The sequence below is a fragment of the Micromonospora sp. NPDC047527 genome, assembly GCF_040643015.1.
Classification (GTDB): domain Bacteria; phylum Actinomycetota; class Actinomycetes; order Mycobacteriales; family Micromonosporaceae; genus Micromonospora.
On the sequence record NZ_JBEYTK010000001.1, the window covers coordinates 1,572,974 to 1,587,558 of the forward strand.

A 14,585-nucleotide genomic window follows, 5' to 3' on the forward strand; every position below is an offset into this window, starting at 1 on the left:
GGGGCGACGCTGGGGCAGGCCCGGCCGGTGAGCCGGCCGGGCCGCCGACACCGACCGTTTCGCCAGGTCGCGCACCGTGCGGGCGGGTCTACCCTCAGGTGATGGAGGGCCGCGTGCTGGTGGTCGAGGACGACGCCTCCATCCGGGAGGTCACCGCCCTCGGTCTGCGCCGCGCCGGCTTCCGGGTCGACACCGCCGTCGACGGGCGGCAGGCCCTGGTGGCGTGGCGGGCCCACCCGGTCGACGTGATCGTGCTCGACGTCATGCTGCCCGGTCTGGACGGCCTGGAGGTCTGCCGGGAGATCCGGCGGACCAGCCAGGTGCCGATCCTGATGCTGACCGCCCGCACCGACACGCTCGACGTGGTGGTCGGCCTGGAGTGCGGCGCGGACGACTACCTGCGTAAACCCTTCGACCTGCCCGAGTTGGTGGCCCGGGTCCGCTCGGTGCTGCGCCGGGCCAGCGCTCCGGTGGCGTCGAGCACCATCGAGGTCGGCGGTCTGGAGATCGACCCGGGCAGCTTCGTGGTGCGCCGGGACGGCCGGGAGGTCGCCCTGACCGCCACGGAGTTCCGCCTCCTGCTGGAGTTGGCCCGCCGCCCCGGCCAGGTCTTCACCCGGGAACTGCTGCTGGACCTGGTCTGGAACCACAGCTTCCTCGGTGACTCGCGCCTGGTCGACGTGGCGGTGCAGCGGCTGCGCGCCAAGGTCGAGGACGACCCGGCGCACCCACGGCTGGTCCGCACCGTGCGCGGCGCCGGGTACAAGTTGTCCACGGGCTGAGAAGGAGGGTCGGCGATGGCCGGTCGCGCGGTGGCACCGGGCCGCCTGCGGCGCCGGCTGACGATCGCGTTCGTGCTGGTCGCCGGAGTGTCCGCCGGTCTGCTGGCCGGCGGCACCGGGCTGCTGCTGCGGCAGTCCTGGTTGGACGCCTCGCTGCACCAGGCCGCCGCCGACGCCCGCTACCAACTCGTCCTCGCCGGGCAGTTCCTGCCGCTGACCGAGCAGCGCGGCACCGATCTGCTCACCAGCTTCGAGGGCAGCGGCCGGCACGTGGTGCTCGTCGACGGACCGACCCGACCCTCGCACCCGGCGTACGCCCCGACGCTCGGCGGTCGGCTGCGGGCCACCGTGGCCGAGGGACAGCTCGGCTACCAGCGGTCCGCGCCGGGGACGCGCCCTCGACTCCTGGTGGTCGGCGGGCGCATCCCCGGCTCGACCGCCGAGCTGTACGTGATCACCGAGGAGGACGGCATCGCGGCCGACGTGGATCAACTGCGCAACGCGCTGCTGGCCGGGTGGGTGCTCGTGGTGCTGCTCGCCGCCGGGGTGGGGCACGCGCTGGCCCGCCGCACGCTGGAGCCGGTGGGCCGGGCCAGCCGAGCCGCCCGGGCGCTCACCGAAGGGCTGCTCGCCACCCGACTGCCGGTGCGCGGACGCGACGAGTTCAGCGACTGGGCGGCGTCGTTCAACGAGATGGCCGAGGCGTTGGAGTCGAAGATCGCCGCGCTCTCGGCGGCGCAGGCCCGGGAACGGCGGTTCACCGCCGACGTCGCGCACGAGCTGCGTACCCCGGTGACCGCCCTGGTCGCCGCGGCCTCGCTGCTGCGCGAGCACCTCGACCAGCTGCCCGACGACGCCCGGCCGGCCGCGCGGCTGCTGGTCGGCGACGTGGTCCGGCTGCGCCGGCTGGTCGAGGACCTGATGGAGATCTCCCGGCTGGACACCGGGCGGGAGCGCCCGAGCATTGAGCTGGTGGACACGTCGGCGCTGCTGCACAGGATCGTCGCGGCGCGCGGCTGGTCGGCACGGGTGGTGATCAGTGGCGAAGCGGTGGCGCTGCGCACGGACCCACGCCGGCTGGAGCGGGTGCTGGCCAACCTGGTGACCAACGCGGTCGAGCACGGCGGCGGCGAGATCCGGGCGACCGTGGCCGGGGTGGGTCCGCTTGTCGTCGTCGAGGTCACCGACCAGGGGCCGGGCATCCCGGCCGAGCACCTGCCCCGCCTGTTCGACAGGTTCTACAAGGTCGACCCGGCGCGCTCCGCTTCCGGCAGCGGCCTGGGGTTGGCCATCGCCCGGGAACACGCCGCTCTGCTCGGCGGGGTGCTGAGCGTCCGCAGCGACCCGGGCGCCGGCACCCGGTTCCGGCTGGAACTGCCCGCGCACGGTCCCGACGGGCCGCCCGGCGGCGTGCCACGCCCGGCCGGGCACGTCGACGTGGACACCACCAGCCCAACCGGTGGTGCGGGATGAACCGGCGCGGCGGGCGGTCCGCGACGGGCGTCGCGGTGCTTGTCGCCGTGCTTATCCTCGGCGGCTGCGCCACCCCGCGCTCCGGTGCCCTCGGCCCGGCGCCGACCACGTCGCCGTCGAGCGCCGCACCCACCGAACGCCCCACCCCCACCCCGCCGGCCGCGCCGACACCGTCACCGTCGGCCAGCGGCACTCCGCCGCGTCCGCCGACGCCGGCCACCACCGGCCCGCGCCAGCAGGCGACGGTGACCATCGAGCTGTGGTACGTCCGGTCCGGGCAGCTCGTACCGACCCGGCGGACCCGGCCGGCGACCATCGCGACGTCCCGGCTGGCGCTTACCGAACTGGCCGCCGGGCCCACCCCGGCGGAGGCCGCCACCGGGCTGACCACCCTGCTCCCGGCCGGCGTCGAGGTCACCCGGATCACCGACGGCGTGGCGACGTTGCGGCCCCTTCCGTCCGCCGACGACCCGGCGCGCCGGCGGCTGCGCGAGGCACAGGTGGTGTGGACGCTCACCCAGTTCCCAACCGTGCGGCAGGTCCGCTTCGGCGACGGCTCCCCGGTCGACCGGGCCGACTATCCGGGGCTGCTGCCGCCGATCGTGGTCACCGGCCCGAGCGTCGGTGAGCGGGTCACCGCCCCGCTCACCGTCACCGGCACCGCCGACGCGTTCGAGGCCACGGTCAGCGTCCGGGTCCTGGACGCCGCCGGCCGGGAGGTGGCCACCGGCTTCGGTACCGCCAGCTGCGGCAGCGGCTGCCGGGGCGCGTACCGCTTGGTGGTCGGCTGGCGCACGCCCCGGGAGCAGCGCGGCACCATCGAGGTGTACGAGGTGTCCCCGCACGACGGCGCACGGATCAACACGGTGGCCGTGCCGGTGCTCCTCGCGCCCGCCTGAGCCCGGAGGGCGGAACGTAGCCGCTCTCCCGACCGAATGCGACGTAATTCGCAAAGAGACCCACGATCATCTGACCGCGACCTACCGTCAGTACGACCTCGTTCGGGAGGTCGGAACGCTCGGCGGTCCGCGGGTGGGCCCGGTTGCGGGGTGCCGGCCGCCCGGTGCACCGCTGCCGGACCCAGCGCCTGATCCATCGTCGCTCGCCACCCGAAAGGCTGCACCATGCCCGGAACCGCCTCGACCGCACCCGGCGCACCTGGCGCCGGGGCGTCGACCGGCACGCCGTACCCGCGGCGTTGGCTCGCGCTGGTGGTCATCGCCCTCGCGCAGCTGATGGTGGTCCTGGACGCCACCATCGTGAACATCGCGCTCCCCCAGGCCCAGGCGGACCTGGGGATCAACGACGCGAACCGACAGTGGGTGGTCACCGCCTACACGCTGGCCTTCGGTGGCCTGCTGCTGCTCGGCGGCCGGATCGCCGACTACTGGGGTCGCAAGCGCGCGTTCATCGTCGGCATGATCGGCTTCGCGCTGGCCTCCGCGCTGGGCGGTCTGGCGACCACCGGCGAGATGCTCTTCGCCGCCCGGGCGTTGCAGGGCGTCTTCGGCGCGCTGCTCGCCCCGGCCGCGCTGGCCCTGCTCACCGTCCTGTTCACCGAGACGACCGAGCGCGCCAAGGCGTTCGCCGTGTACGGCGGCATCGCCGGCGGCGGGTCGGCGGTCGGCCTGCTGCTCGGTGGGGTGCTCACCGAGTACGCCAACTGGCGCTGGTGCCTGCTGGTCAACATCCCCGTCGCCGCCGTGGCGATCGCCCTCGCCCTCCCACTGGTGCCGGAGAGCCGGGCGCACGGGAACACCCGTTACGACGTACCGGGAGCGGTCGTCGTCACCGCCGGCCTGGTCTCCCTCGTGTACGGCTTCACCAAGGCCGCCGAGGACGGCTGGGAGGCCGCCGCGACGCTCGGGTTCATCGCCGCCGGTGTGGTGCTGCTCGCCGTCTTCGTGGTGATCGAGCTGCGCTCCAACCACCCGCTGCTGCCGCTGCGGATCATCCTGGACCGCAACCGGGGCGCGGCGTACCTCACCTCGACGCTGATCGGCGCCGGCCTGTTCGGCGCGTTCCTCTTCCTGACCTTCTACTTCCAGGTGGTGCTTCAGTACACGCCGCTGGAAGCCGGGCTCGCGTCGCTGCCGGTCACCGCGGGCGTGCTGATCGCCGCCGCCGGCGCCAGCCAACTGTTGCCCCGGCTGGGTGCCAAGCCGCTGATGGTCGGCGGCGCCGCGCTCGCCGCCGTCGGCATGCTGCTGCTCACCCAGATCGACGTGGACACCTCGTTCCTCACCCTCCTGCTGCCCGCCCAGGTCATCCTCGGCCTGGGCCTCGGTTTCACCTTCGTGCCGCTGTCCAGCCTGGCGCTGTTCGGGGTGCCGGAGCACGACGCCGGCGCGGCCAGCGCAACGCTCAACGCCACCCAGCAGATCGGCGGCTCGTTGGGCACCGCCCTGCTGAACACCATGTACACCAGCGCGGTCACCGCGTACCTGGTGGGCCGGGCACCGAGCCCGGCCACCCAGGTCAAGGCGCTGGTGCACGGCTACAGCGTGGCGTTCGCCTGGGGTGCGGCCCTGATCGTGCTCGCCGGCCTGATCACCCTGTTCCTGATCAAGGTGCGTAAGGGGGACATCCGGACCGGCGGCCCCGTGCACATGGGTTGAGCGGACCGACGGACGCCGGCCGGCGTCGGATAGCGTTCTGGGCAGCGTCGACAACCCGTTGAGGAGACACATGCCCACCCCTGCCGATGAGATCATCGCCGCTCTGCGCGCGGGCCACGAGGAGCTGGCCGCACTCGTCCGGGACCTCAAGGAGGACGACCTGGTCCGACCGTCGGGGGCCAGCGAGTGGCAGGTGTCCCAGGTGCTCAGCCACCTGGGCAGCGGCGCCGAGATCGGCCTCGCCACCCTGACCGCCGCCCGCACCGGCGCTCCCGGCCTGGACGGCGACTTCAACCGCGGCGTCTGGAAGCGCTGGGACGCGATGTCCCCGGCCGAGCACGCCGCCGGGTTCCTGGCCGCCAACGAAGAGCTGGTCGAGGCGTACGAGGCGCTCGACGCCGACACCCGCGCCACGCTGCGCATCGACATGGGTTTCCTGCCCGAGCCGGTGAACGTCGCCACCGCGGGCCGGTTCCGGCTCAGCGAGTTCGCCCTGCACCAGTGGGACGTCGAGGTGGCGTTCAACCCGTTCGCGTCGGTGACGCCGCAGGCGGTGACGCTGCTGCTCGACCACGTCGGCGGCATGCTGGGCTGGACCAGCCGGCCACAGGAACTGGCCGGCCGGGAGGCCACCCTGCTGCTGCGGCTGCACCAGCCGGAGCGGACGTACGGGCTGCGGCTGGGCGAGAAGATCGAGCTGGTCGACGCGCCGGAACAGCCCGACGGCGAGCTGACCGCTCCGGCCGAGGCGTGGCTGCGACTCGCCGTCGGCCGGCTCGGGCCCACGCACACCCCCGACGGGGTGCGGGTGACCGGCCCAGTGACCCTGGACGACCTGCGCCGGGTCTTCGTCGGCTTCTGACGCGTACCGCGCGGGCCGGTCCTCCCGGCCCGCGCGGCTCGTCACCCCTTCACGCAGACCACCTGCTTGAGGTGCGCCACCACCTCCACCAGGTCCTCCTGCTGGGCCATCACCTCGGTGATGTCCTTGTAGGCGCCGGGGATCTCGTCGACCACCCCGGCGTCCTTGCGGCACTCGACCCCGGCGGTCTGCGCGGCCAGGTCGTCCGTGCTGAAGGTCCGCTTGGCCTGCGCCCGCGACATCCGCCGCCCGGCCCCGTGCGAGGCCGAGCAGTACGCGTGCGGGTTGCCCCGACCCCGCACGATGTACGACCCGGTGCCCATCGACCCGGGAATGATGCCCAGGTCGCCCCGCCCGGCCCGGATCGCGCCCTTACGGGTGACCAGCACGTCCACCCCGTCGTAGCTCTCCTCGGCGACGTAGTTGTGGTGACACGAGATCGGCTCGTCGAAGCCCACCTGCGGGAAGTGCTCCCGCACCACGCCGCAGAGCAGCGCCAGCATGACCGCCCGGTTGCGCCGCGCGTACTCCTGCGCCCACCACAGGTCCCGCCGGTAGGCGTCCATCTCCGGCGTGCCGGCGAGGAACACCGCCAGGTCCCGGTCGGGCAGGTCGACGTTGTGCGGCAGCCCGCGGGCCACCCCGATGTGCCGCTCGGCCAACTCCTTGCCGATGTTGCGGGACCCGGAGTGCAGCATCACCCACACCCGGCCCTCGTCGGCGCCACCCTGCTCCAGGCAGACCTCGATGAAGTGGTTGCCGCCGCCGAGCGTGCCGAGCTGCCGCTGAGCCCGGGTCTCCAGCTGCGCCACCCGACGGTCCAGCCCGGCGAACCGGCCCCAGAAGTCGTCCCACCCGGCCTGCTCCAGGCCCCGAACCCGGCGCGGGTCGACGGCCCGGTCCCGCTGGGCGAAGCCGACCGGGATGGTGGCCTCGATCGCGGACCGCAGGCCGGCCAGGTCGTCCGGCAGGTCAGCGGCGGTCAGCGAGGTACGCACCGCCGACATGCCGCAGCCGATGTCGACGCCGACGGCGGCGGGCGAGACGGCCTGCCGCATGGCGATCACCGACCCGACCGTGGCGCCCTTGCCGAAGTGCACGTCCGGCATCACGGCGACGCCCTGCACCCAGGGCAGCGCGCCGATGTTGCGCAGCTGCCGGGCGGCCTGCGGCTCGATGGCGTACGGGTCGGTCCAGACCCGGACCGGCGCCCGGGTACCGGCGAGGGGCGTGAATCCCATCGTGGTCTCCTTGTGTCGTACCGGCACCATCGTCGCAGGGGTGACCGGAAATGATCGCGCCAACGGATCGGCCGGGCGCGGAGAGGCTGGTCGGATACGAAAGGCCGCCCGACCCTCAGCGGGGTGGGCGGCGCCGGACGCGCTGTCGTCAGCGGTGGCGTCGCCCCGAGTGCCGGGTCTGTTCGGGCTGGCCGAGACACCGGCACCCCGCGCCGGACGGCAACGCGGCACCGGCACCTGGCGTGCGCCAGGTGGCGTCGGTGGGTTGGCGTTGCGACACGGCGTACTCCCGGGGTCTGCGCGGTTGACCTTGCTCCAGTGACGCTAGGCGGGCCGAGCCGCGTCCGCAATGGATATTGCGAGCGGCCCGGCCGCGCCGGCTCGGTTACGGCTGCGGCACCAGCCGGAAGGACTGCGCCGCGGTGCCGTTGCAGGTGTACTGGATGAGCTGGACGCTGTTCGCCGTGGACGCCCCCGGCACGTCGAGACACTTGCCGCTGAGACGGTTGACCAGGCGGTAGTAGCCACCACCCTCCGACTCGGCCCGCCACTGCTGGTTGGTGCCGCCGCTGTAGGACCAGAGTTGGATCGGCGCCGAGTCGGCGGTCGACACGTTCGTCACGTCGAGCACCTGGGCGCTGTTGGTGCGGTTGTTGACCCGCAGGTAGCCGCCGCTGGTCGGCGCGAACTGGTACTGCTGGGCGGCGCTGTTGTTGCAGGTGTACTGCTGGATGGCGGTGCCGTTGGCGCTGGCGGCGGCCCGCGCGTCCACGCACTTGCCGCTGCCCCGGTTGACCACGGTGTGCCAGGCGGTCGGCGAGATCGGGCCGGTCGGCGTGGGCGTCGGGGTGGGCCCGGTGGCGACGCCCGCGAGCCAGTGCAGCCCGTCGATCAGCAGCCGGTTCTGCGGCTCGCTGTCGAAGGTGGAGGACAGCCCGGTGTTGGTGCTGTAGTTCATCGCGTTGTGGCCGAAGTTGGCGTACAGCATCTTGTAGTTCCTGTTGCTCCACACCAGCGGGTAGTAGCCGCTGTACCAGGTCTGGGTGGGGTCGGTGCCGACCGGGAAGCTGGACGGGTCGATCGAGGCCAGGATGTCGATGTTGGGGTTCTGCCGCAGGTCGTTGCTCCAGGAGTACCACTCGCTGATCGACGAGGAGAACGTCGCCGGGAGGTTCCGGGTGGCCGCGTGGGTGCGGTTGTCGGCGCGCAGCGTGACCCGGGTCGGCCCCCAGGTGTTCGACTGGAACGCGCCGGTGCCGAGGAAGGTGTTGTAGTACCAACTCCAGCTCGACGGGTTGTCGGTCCACGCGCTGACGTGGAAGCCCAGCCAGCCACCGCCGTTCTGCATGTACTGCTGGAACGCGGCGCGCTGCGCGGTGGGCGGGGCGTCGTCGAGGAACATGATGACCTTGTACTGGGCCAGGTTCGCGGTGTTCAGCAGGCTCCAGTTGGTGGTCGCCTCCCAGGAGAAGCCGTACTGTGCCGCGGCCCGCGGGAACCAGGCGCGGGCGTCACGGACGAAGTCGATGTGCGCGGCGTCCCAGGTGCCGTTGTAGAAGGCCAGGACCTTGAACGTCGGCGCGGCCTGCGCGCCCCGCGAGGCGCCGCCCACGAGGCCGGCGCTCACCGCGACGAGGAGCGCGACGAACACCGACAAGATCCTTCTGGTACGGGTGGAGAGCTGTGTGATCACGTGATCGCCCCTTCGGTGTGGCCCGGGACGCGCGCCGCCGCGTCAGCGTGAACTATCAGTTCACAACCTTTACAGATAGACGAAGATTATGCGCCCCACCGCGAGGGCGTCAATCGCGCCGGCCCATCACCTCGGTGGCCACCAGGTCGACGAGGCGACCGTCGAGGTCAGCCGACCGAGGACCGGGCCACCGGCAGGGCGAAGTAGGTGTCCGGGTAGGGCTCGTCGCGATAGCGGTAGTGCCACCACTCGCGGTCGTAGTTGACGAAGCCGGCGTCGGTCATCAGCCGCCGCAGCAACTGCCGGTTCTCCCGGGCCGTGCCGGTGATGCGGGGGTCCGCGGTGTGCGCCCGGGCGTCGAAGCAATCGAAGCCGGTGCCCATGTCGATGCTGTTGTCGGCGAACCGTTGGCCGACCGGGGCCGTGCAGGCGACAAGCGGCTGCCCCGGCACGAACGGGGGTTGGGTGGCGGCGGGCTCGTCGACCAGCGTCAGGTCAAGCGTGCTGCCCCGACTGTGCGCGGTGGGGGCGCCGATGTAGCCGTCGGCGAAGAGCCGGTCCTTGGCCAGATCCGGATAGAACTCGGCCTTGGTCTGCTGTTCGAGCGGGCTCTTCGACCAGGCGACGAAGTCGTCCACCGCGGGCTGCGGGCGGTAGCAGTCGTACACCTTGAGGCTGTGTCCGCCGGCCAGCGCGGCGTCCTGCACCCGGCGCAGCGCCTCGGCCGCCTGTCGGGTGAGCAGGCACAGGGGCTCGCGGTAGGCGGTGACCGGCCGGCCGACGAAGTTGTGCGCCGTGGCGTACCGGATGTCGGAGTGGATGCGCGGATCGACGTCGGACAGCACCACGAACCCCGGCAACCGGCCCGTGGCGGAGGGCTCAGCGCTCGCCGGCCCCGGGCTCACCGACGTCGTCGCCGGGACCGACGGCTGCTGGCCGGCGGGCGGGTGCGAGCAGCCACCGAGCACCGCGACGACCGCGAGCACGGCGGCGTTGCCCACCCGGCCTGACCTGCGCACCCGTCCTGTCTATCAGCCTGGGCGAGGGGTCCGCGCCGGATCAACCCGCGGCGCCCGGATCTTCCCCCGCCGCCGGCCGCACCGAGTCGGTGTCGTCGACCAGGTGCCCGCGCAGGAACCGCAGCGCCGCCTCGTCGTCGTCGATCCCGCCGCCCTCGTGGCCGTTGTAGCGCCACACCGCCAACTCGGTCGGCCCCGCGTGGGCGTTCACAGCCGCGTAGACCCCCGACGGCGGCACGATGTCGTCCATCAGCGCCACCGAGTACCGGGCGGGCCGGCGGCAGCGCCGCGCGAAGTTGACCCCGTCGACGTACGACAGGGTCGTCAGCACCCGCTCCTCGGCGTCCCGGTGGATCGCCAGGTAGTCGCGGATCTCCCGGTACGGGCGGGCGTCGGTGACCACCACCGCGCGCGGGATGTCGCAGAGGAACGGCACGAGGGCGACCACCGCCCGCACACCGGGTGCCAGCGCGCCGGCCGCGAGGGCCAGCCCGCCGCCCTGGCTGTGCCCGAGCACCGCCACCCGGGTCGGGTCGACCATCGGCAGGGTGCGGACGGCATCCACCGCCCGGACCGCGTCGGTGATCAGCCGCCGGTAGTAGTACGTCCGGGGGTCGGCGATGCCCCGGGTCGCCACGCCCGGCGCCTCCGGACCGGACGTGCCCGGATCCGGGGTGACACCCCGACTCCAGCCCGAGCCCTGCCCTCGGGTGTCCATCTGCAGGTGGGCGAACCCGGCCGACGCCCACAGCAGGTTCTCCAGCGGGTGCCCCCGCCCGCCGCCGTAGCCGACGTACTGCACGAGGGTCGGCAGCGCCGCGTCGGCCCCGCGGGGCACCCGCAGCCAGGCCCGTACGGGCTGACCGGCGAAGCCCGCGAACGTCACGTCGAACACGTCGATGCTGGTCAGAGCGGTCGCCACCGGCTCGACCCGGATCGGCCATCCGGCGGCCCGGGCCTCGGCCAGCGTGCCGTCCCAGAACTCGTCGAAGTCCGCGGGGTCGGTCACCACGCCGCGGTGGTCGCGTAGCTGCTCCTCGGACAGGTCGGTGTACATGGCGTCCTCGGTCCGTCGGATTGACACTGATGCAGGGGGCGGTCGCCGGGGGCGACGGCGCGGGCGTCGGGCAGCACACCGGAAGGTGTCCGATAAGTTACCGGAACCTTTCCGCAACTGTGCCGAACGCTAGAACCGACCTGCCATGTCGTCAACCCCCGTCCGTGGGGCAAGATGACGCGGAGGAGCGGGAATGCCGTTCCGGGACAATGGCATGGCGACGGCTTGCGGTCGCTCTTGCGGACCGGTGAAGGAGACGCGGATGGGCGCGGACGACGGACGCAGGGTGACCATCACCGCGATCGCGCGGGAGGCCGGGGTTTCGGTGCCGACCGTGTCGCGGGTGCTCAACGGTCGGTCCGATGTGGCCCCCGACACCCGGGAACGGGTCGAGGAACTGCTGCGCCACCACGGCTACCGGCGCCGCAGCAGCCGCAGCGTGCGACGTGCCGGCCTCGTCGACCTGGTCTTCAACGACCTGGACAGCCCGTGGGCCGTGGAAATCATCCGCGGTGTGGAGGACGTCGGGCACGGCGCCGGCGTCGGCACCGTGGTCTCCGCGATCCACCGCCAGCCCACGGCCGCCCGGCAGTGGTTGCAGAACCTGCGTACCCGGGCCACCGACGGCGTCATCTTCGTGACGTCGCACCTGAGCCCACCCCTGCACGCGCAGCTCCGCCGCCTCAACGTGCCGGTGGTCGTCGTCGACCCGGCCGGCGTGCCGGCGATGGACGTGCCGACGATCGGCGCCACCAACTGGGCCGGCGGGCTCGCCGCGACCGAGCACCTGCTGGCGGTCGGGCACCGGCGGATCGGGTTCGTGGCCGGGCCGACGCACCTGCTGTGCAGCCGCGCCCGCCTCGACGGCTACCGGGCCGGGCTGGAGGCCGCCGGCGTCCCGGTGGACGACGCGCTGATCTACCCGGGCGACTTCTACCACGCCTCCGGCTTCGCTGGCGGCACGGCGCTGCTCGAACTGGACGACCCGCCGACCGGCATCTTCGCGGCCAGCGACCAGATGGCCTTCGGTGTCTACGAGGCCATCCGGCGCCGCGGGCTGCGAGTCCCCGACGACGTCAGCGTGGTGGGTTTCGACGACCTGCCCGAGGCGCGCTGGGCCTCACCGCCACTGACCACCGTGCGTCAGCCGCTGGTCGAGATGGGCCGGCTCGCGGCGCGGACAGTGCTGCGGCTGGCCCAGGGCGAGAGCATCGACTCGCCCCGGGTGGAACTCGCCACCGAGCTGGTCGTACGGGACAGCACCACCGCGCCGCCGAACGGGTCAGCGCACTCGTCGTGAGGGTCCGAGCCGTTCCGGAAGCGGGTCCGCCCGTTCCGGTCCGGCAGCCGAAATTTCCGGTTCGACCCGGTCCCGCCGCAGGTCGGGCGACGGCCGGCACGTCCAGCGGCGGCCGTCGACGTGCCGGCGCGGTGAGCGACCCGAGCCGCTCACCGCGCCGTACGCGTCAGTGGTGGTGGTGTGCGCGGACAGCCCGACGGATGCTGACCGGCAGCGCGGGCGCGCCGTCGACCGGTGCCGGATCCTCGGCGGTCGGCGCCACTCCCCCGGCGGCAATCCGGTCCAGGGTGGCAAGGCCAGCGGGGTCGACCTCGCCGAAGATCGTGTAGTTGGGGCGCAGCGCCGAGTTGGCGTACACCAGGAAGAACTGACTGCCGTTGGTGTCCGGCCCGGCGTTCGCCATGGCCAGCACGCCCCGTGCGTAGAGCCGGCGCTCCCCGGTCGGGTCGGTCGGCGCCGGCGGCAGATCGGTCGGCAACTCGTCGCGGTACCGGTAGCCCGGGCCGCCCTCGCCGGTGCCGGACGGGTCACCGCACTGCAGGACGCTCAGCGTGGGGTAGGCGGTGAGGCGGTGGCACGAGGTGCGGTCGTAGAAGCGCTTGCCGACCAGGTGCAGGAAGCTCTGCACCGTGCACGGCGCGGCCTCCCGGTCCAGGGTCAGCCCGATCGGCCCATGGTTGGTGGAGAGCGTCACCCGGACGCTGCCCCGGCCCGGGGTCCGGCGGGGGTCCGGCGGCAGCGGCACCGGGCGGGCGGCCGGCTCGTCAGGCGTCTCGGTGTACGCGCACGGGCCGTGCGTGGTGCGCGGCGGCCGGACAGCGGCAGCGGCGGCGACAGACGACGCGGCGGACGCGGTGACCGCGTCGACGGACCCGCCCGGCGCGGTTGTCGCGTCGGCGAGCCTGGCCTGCGCGTTTGTCGCGTCGACGGACCCGCCCGGCGCGGCCACGGCGGCGGCGGAGGCGCCGACGACCAGCGCCCCGGCGAGCGCCGTCACGCCCGCGAGGCGGGTGAGCACGCGCACCGGCCGGCGGGGTGCCGCCGCGCCGGAGGGCGGTTCGAGTTCACTCGACACAGGGATCCTCCTGGACTCGTGGTACTGAAACGACCGGAGTCTATGGATCCCAGAGCCGGTTGTCGATCCGTCAGGGCAGTTGGCGGCGACGCCACAGCAGCCCGCCCAGCAGCACCAGCACCGCCGCAGCGCTCACCGCGGTCACCAGCCACAGCCATCCCGAGCCGGGGTGCGGGCCACTGGCCGCGGCCGGTCTGGGCGCACCGGGTGCGGCCAGCGCGGACGGCAGGGCCGACGGCGTGGCGGTCAACTCGCCCGGCTCGACCAACCGGCCCACGGCGGCGTCGCGGGGCACCGAGAAACCCCAGTCCAGCAGGGCCGCGCCCTGCTCCCAGCCGCGCATCGGCGCCGGCTCGGCACCCAGCAGCGTCGCCACGAGCCGCCGCCCGTCGCGCTCCGCAGCACCCACGTACGTGTGCCGGGCCAGGTCGGTGAAGCCGGTCTTGCCGCCCAGCGCACCCGGGAACCGGTAGATGAGCTGGTTCTCGTTCTGGATCTGGAAACCCTTGGTGCGCTGCGCCGGCTGGGCCGGGATGGTCGCCTGGTCGGTGAGCGCGTACCGCCGGAAGGTCGGCTGCGCGAAGCAGGCCCGGGCGATCAGCGCCAGGTCGTACGCGCTGGTGAACTGGCCCTTGCCGTCCAGGCCGGACGGGGTGACCGCGTGCGTCTGGAGCGCTCCGAGCCGGTGTGCCTGCTCGTTCATGGCGCGGACGCCGCCGGCCGCCCCGTCGGACCCGCCGCCCAGCCGGGCCAGCGCGTTCGCCGCCTCGTTGCCCGAGTTGAGCAGCAGCCCCAGCCAGATGGTCTCGATGGTGTACCGGCCGCCCTCGACCAGGCCGACGGCGGAGGAACCCGGCTCGATGTTCATGTCCGCCGCGGTGACGGTGACCATCTGCTTCGGGTCGAGCCGGGGCATCATGGTCGCCGCCAGCAGCAGCTTCTGCACGCTGGCCGGGGTGCCGTACTCGTGCGGGCCGCAGCCCCCGAGCACCTGCCCGGTGTCCAGGTCGGCGACCAGCCACGACGTGGCCGTGATCGCCGGCGGGGCGCCCACGCCGGCCGGCACGACCAGACCGCTGGTGGCCAGCCCGGCGCCGCCGACGGTCCGCTGCTCGGGCACGTCGGGCGGGGGCGTGGGCCGGGGCGGCCGGGACACCGCCGGCGCCGGCACCCGCGGGCACCGCACGGCGGCGGTCTCCGTGGCGGCAGCGGCCACCGGCGCGGCCGATGCGGCCCGCGTTGCCGGCGCGGCCCGCGTTGCCGGCGCGGCCTGCGTTGCCGGCGCGGCCTGCGTTGCCGGCGCGGCCTGCGTTGCCGGCGCGGTCGATGCGGGCGCGGCCGATGCGACGGTGACCGGCGCGGGAGCGAGCAGGACGACGGTCGCCGTGGCCGCCAACAGCGCAGCTCTCATGTGCCCGACCCTAGTCAACAAGATCGCCCGGCGGGACCGGATGCCGCCGCACGA

12 protein-coding genes are annotated in these 14,585 nt (G+C 73.6%); 6 read left to right on the top strand and 6 right to left on the bottom strand.

Annotation, left to right across the window (positions count from 1 at the left end; genetic code table 11):
- Positions 1-101 precede the first annotated feature (101 nt).
- The 5 genes from ABZ808_RS07020 (at position 102) to ABZ808_RS07040 (ending at position 5,735) form a co-directional block, all read left to right on the top strand.
- Positions 102-782, top strand: a complete 681-nt coding sequence (locus ABZ808_RS07020) for a response regulator transcription factor (RefSeq protein WP_357001992.1) — start codon at positions 102-104, stop codon at positions 780-782.
- 15 nt (positions 783-797) lie between these two features.
- Positions 798-2,255 carry a HAMP domain-containing sensor histidine kinase gene (locus ABZ808_RS07025; protein WP_357001995.1) on the top strand — a complete coding sequence of 486 codons (1,458 nt, stop codon included), beginning with the start codon at positions 798-800 and terminating at the stop codon, positions 2,253-2,255.
- Positions 2,252-3,154: a Gmad2 immunoglobulin-like domain-containing protein gene (locus tag ABZ808_RS07030; RefSeq protein ID WP_357001998.1), complete on the top strand. Its 903-nt coding sequence runs from the start codon at positions 2,252-2,254 to the stop codon at positions 3,152-3,154. The genes ABZ808_RS07025 and ABZ808_RS07030 overlap by 4 nt, the downstream gene beginning before the upstream one ends.
- A gap of 225 nt (positions 3,155-3,379) precedes the next feature.
- The gene (locus ABZ808_RS07035) at positions 3,380-4,873 is read left to right on the top strand and encodes an MFS transporter (RefSeq protein ID WP_357002001.1); all 1,494 of its coding nucleotides are present in this window, start codon (positions 3,380-3,382) and stop codon (positions 4,871-4,873) included.
- Between the two features lie 70 nt (positions 4,874-4,943).
- Complete coding sequence (locus ABZ808_RS07040) at positions 4,944-5,735, top strand: maleylpyruvate isomerase family mycothiol-dependent enzyme (RefSeq protein WP_357002003.1); 792 nt, start codon at positions 4,944-4,946, stop codon at positions 5,733-5,735.
- A 41-nt stretch (positions 5,736-5,776) separates the two neighbouring features.
- Here ABZ808_RS07040 and ABZ808_RS07045 read toward each other — a convergent pair whose 3' ends face one another.
- The 4 genes from ABZ808_RS07045 to ABZ808_RS07060 all read right to left on the bottom strand — a co-directional run bounded on the left by ABZ808_RS07045 (position 5,777) and on the right by ABZ808_RS07060 (position 10,745).
- Positions 5,777-6,976: an RtcB family protein gene (locus ABZ808_RS07045; protein ID WP_357002006.1), complete on the bottom strand. Its 1,200-nt coding sequence runs from the start codon at positions 6,974-6,976 to the stop codon at positions 5,777-5,779.
- A gap of 385 nt (positions 6,977-7,361) precedes the next feature.
- Entirely contained in the window at positions 7,362-8,627 is a 1,266-nt protein-coding gene (locus ABZ808_RS07050) for an RICIN domain-containing protein (protein ID WP_357002009.1), read from the bottom strand.
- A gap of 209 nt (positions 8,628-8,836) precedes the next feature.
- A complete protein-coding gene (locus tag ABZ808_RS07055) occupies positions 8,837-9,574 on the bottom strand; it encodes a M15 family metallopeptidase (RefSeq protein WP_357002808.1) in 738 nt (245 codons plus the stop codon).
- Between the two features lie 154 nt (positions 9,575-9,728).
- Positions 9,729-10,745: an acetylxylan esterase gene (locus ABZ808_RS07060; RefSeq protein WP_357002810.1), complete on the bottom strand. Its 1,017-nt coding sequence runs from the start codon at positions 10,743-10,745 to the stop codon at positions 9,729-9,731.
- A gap of 262 nt (positions 10,746-11,007) precedes the next feature.
- On the opposite strand from ABZ808_RS07060, the gene ABZ808_RS07065 reads away from it, so the two are divergent.
- A complete protein-coding gene (locus tag ABZ808_RS07065) occupies positions 11,008-12,045 on the top strand; it encodes a LacI family DNA-binding transcriptional regulator (protein ID WP_357002011.1) in 1,038 nt (345 codons plus the stop codon).
- 166 nt (positions 12,046-12,211) lie between these two features.
- On the opposite strand, the gene ABZ808_RS07070 is transcribed toward ABZ808_RS07065, so the two are convergent.
- Both ABZ808_RS07070 and ABZ808_RS07075 read right to left on the bottom strand, forming a co-directional pair.
- Positions 12,212-13,120: a peptidylprolyl isomerase gene (locus ABZ808_RS07070; RefSeq protein ID WP_357002013.1), complete on the bottom strand. Its 909-nt coding sequence runs from the start codon at positions 13,118-13,120 to the stop codon at positions 12,212-12,214.
- A gap of 70 nt (positions 13,121-13,190) precedes the next feature.
- Entirely contained in the window at positions 13,191-14,531 is a 1,341-nt protein-coding gene (locus ABZ808_RS07075) for a D-alanyl-D-alanine carboxypeptidase (RefSeq protein ID WP_357002016.1), read from the bottom strand.
- Positions 14,532-14,585: the final 54 nt, after the last annotated feature.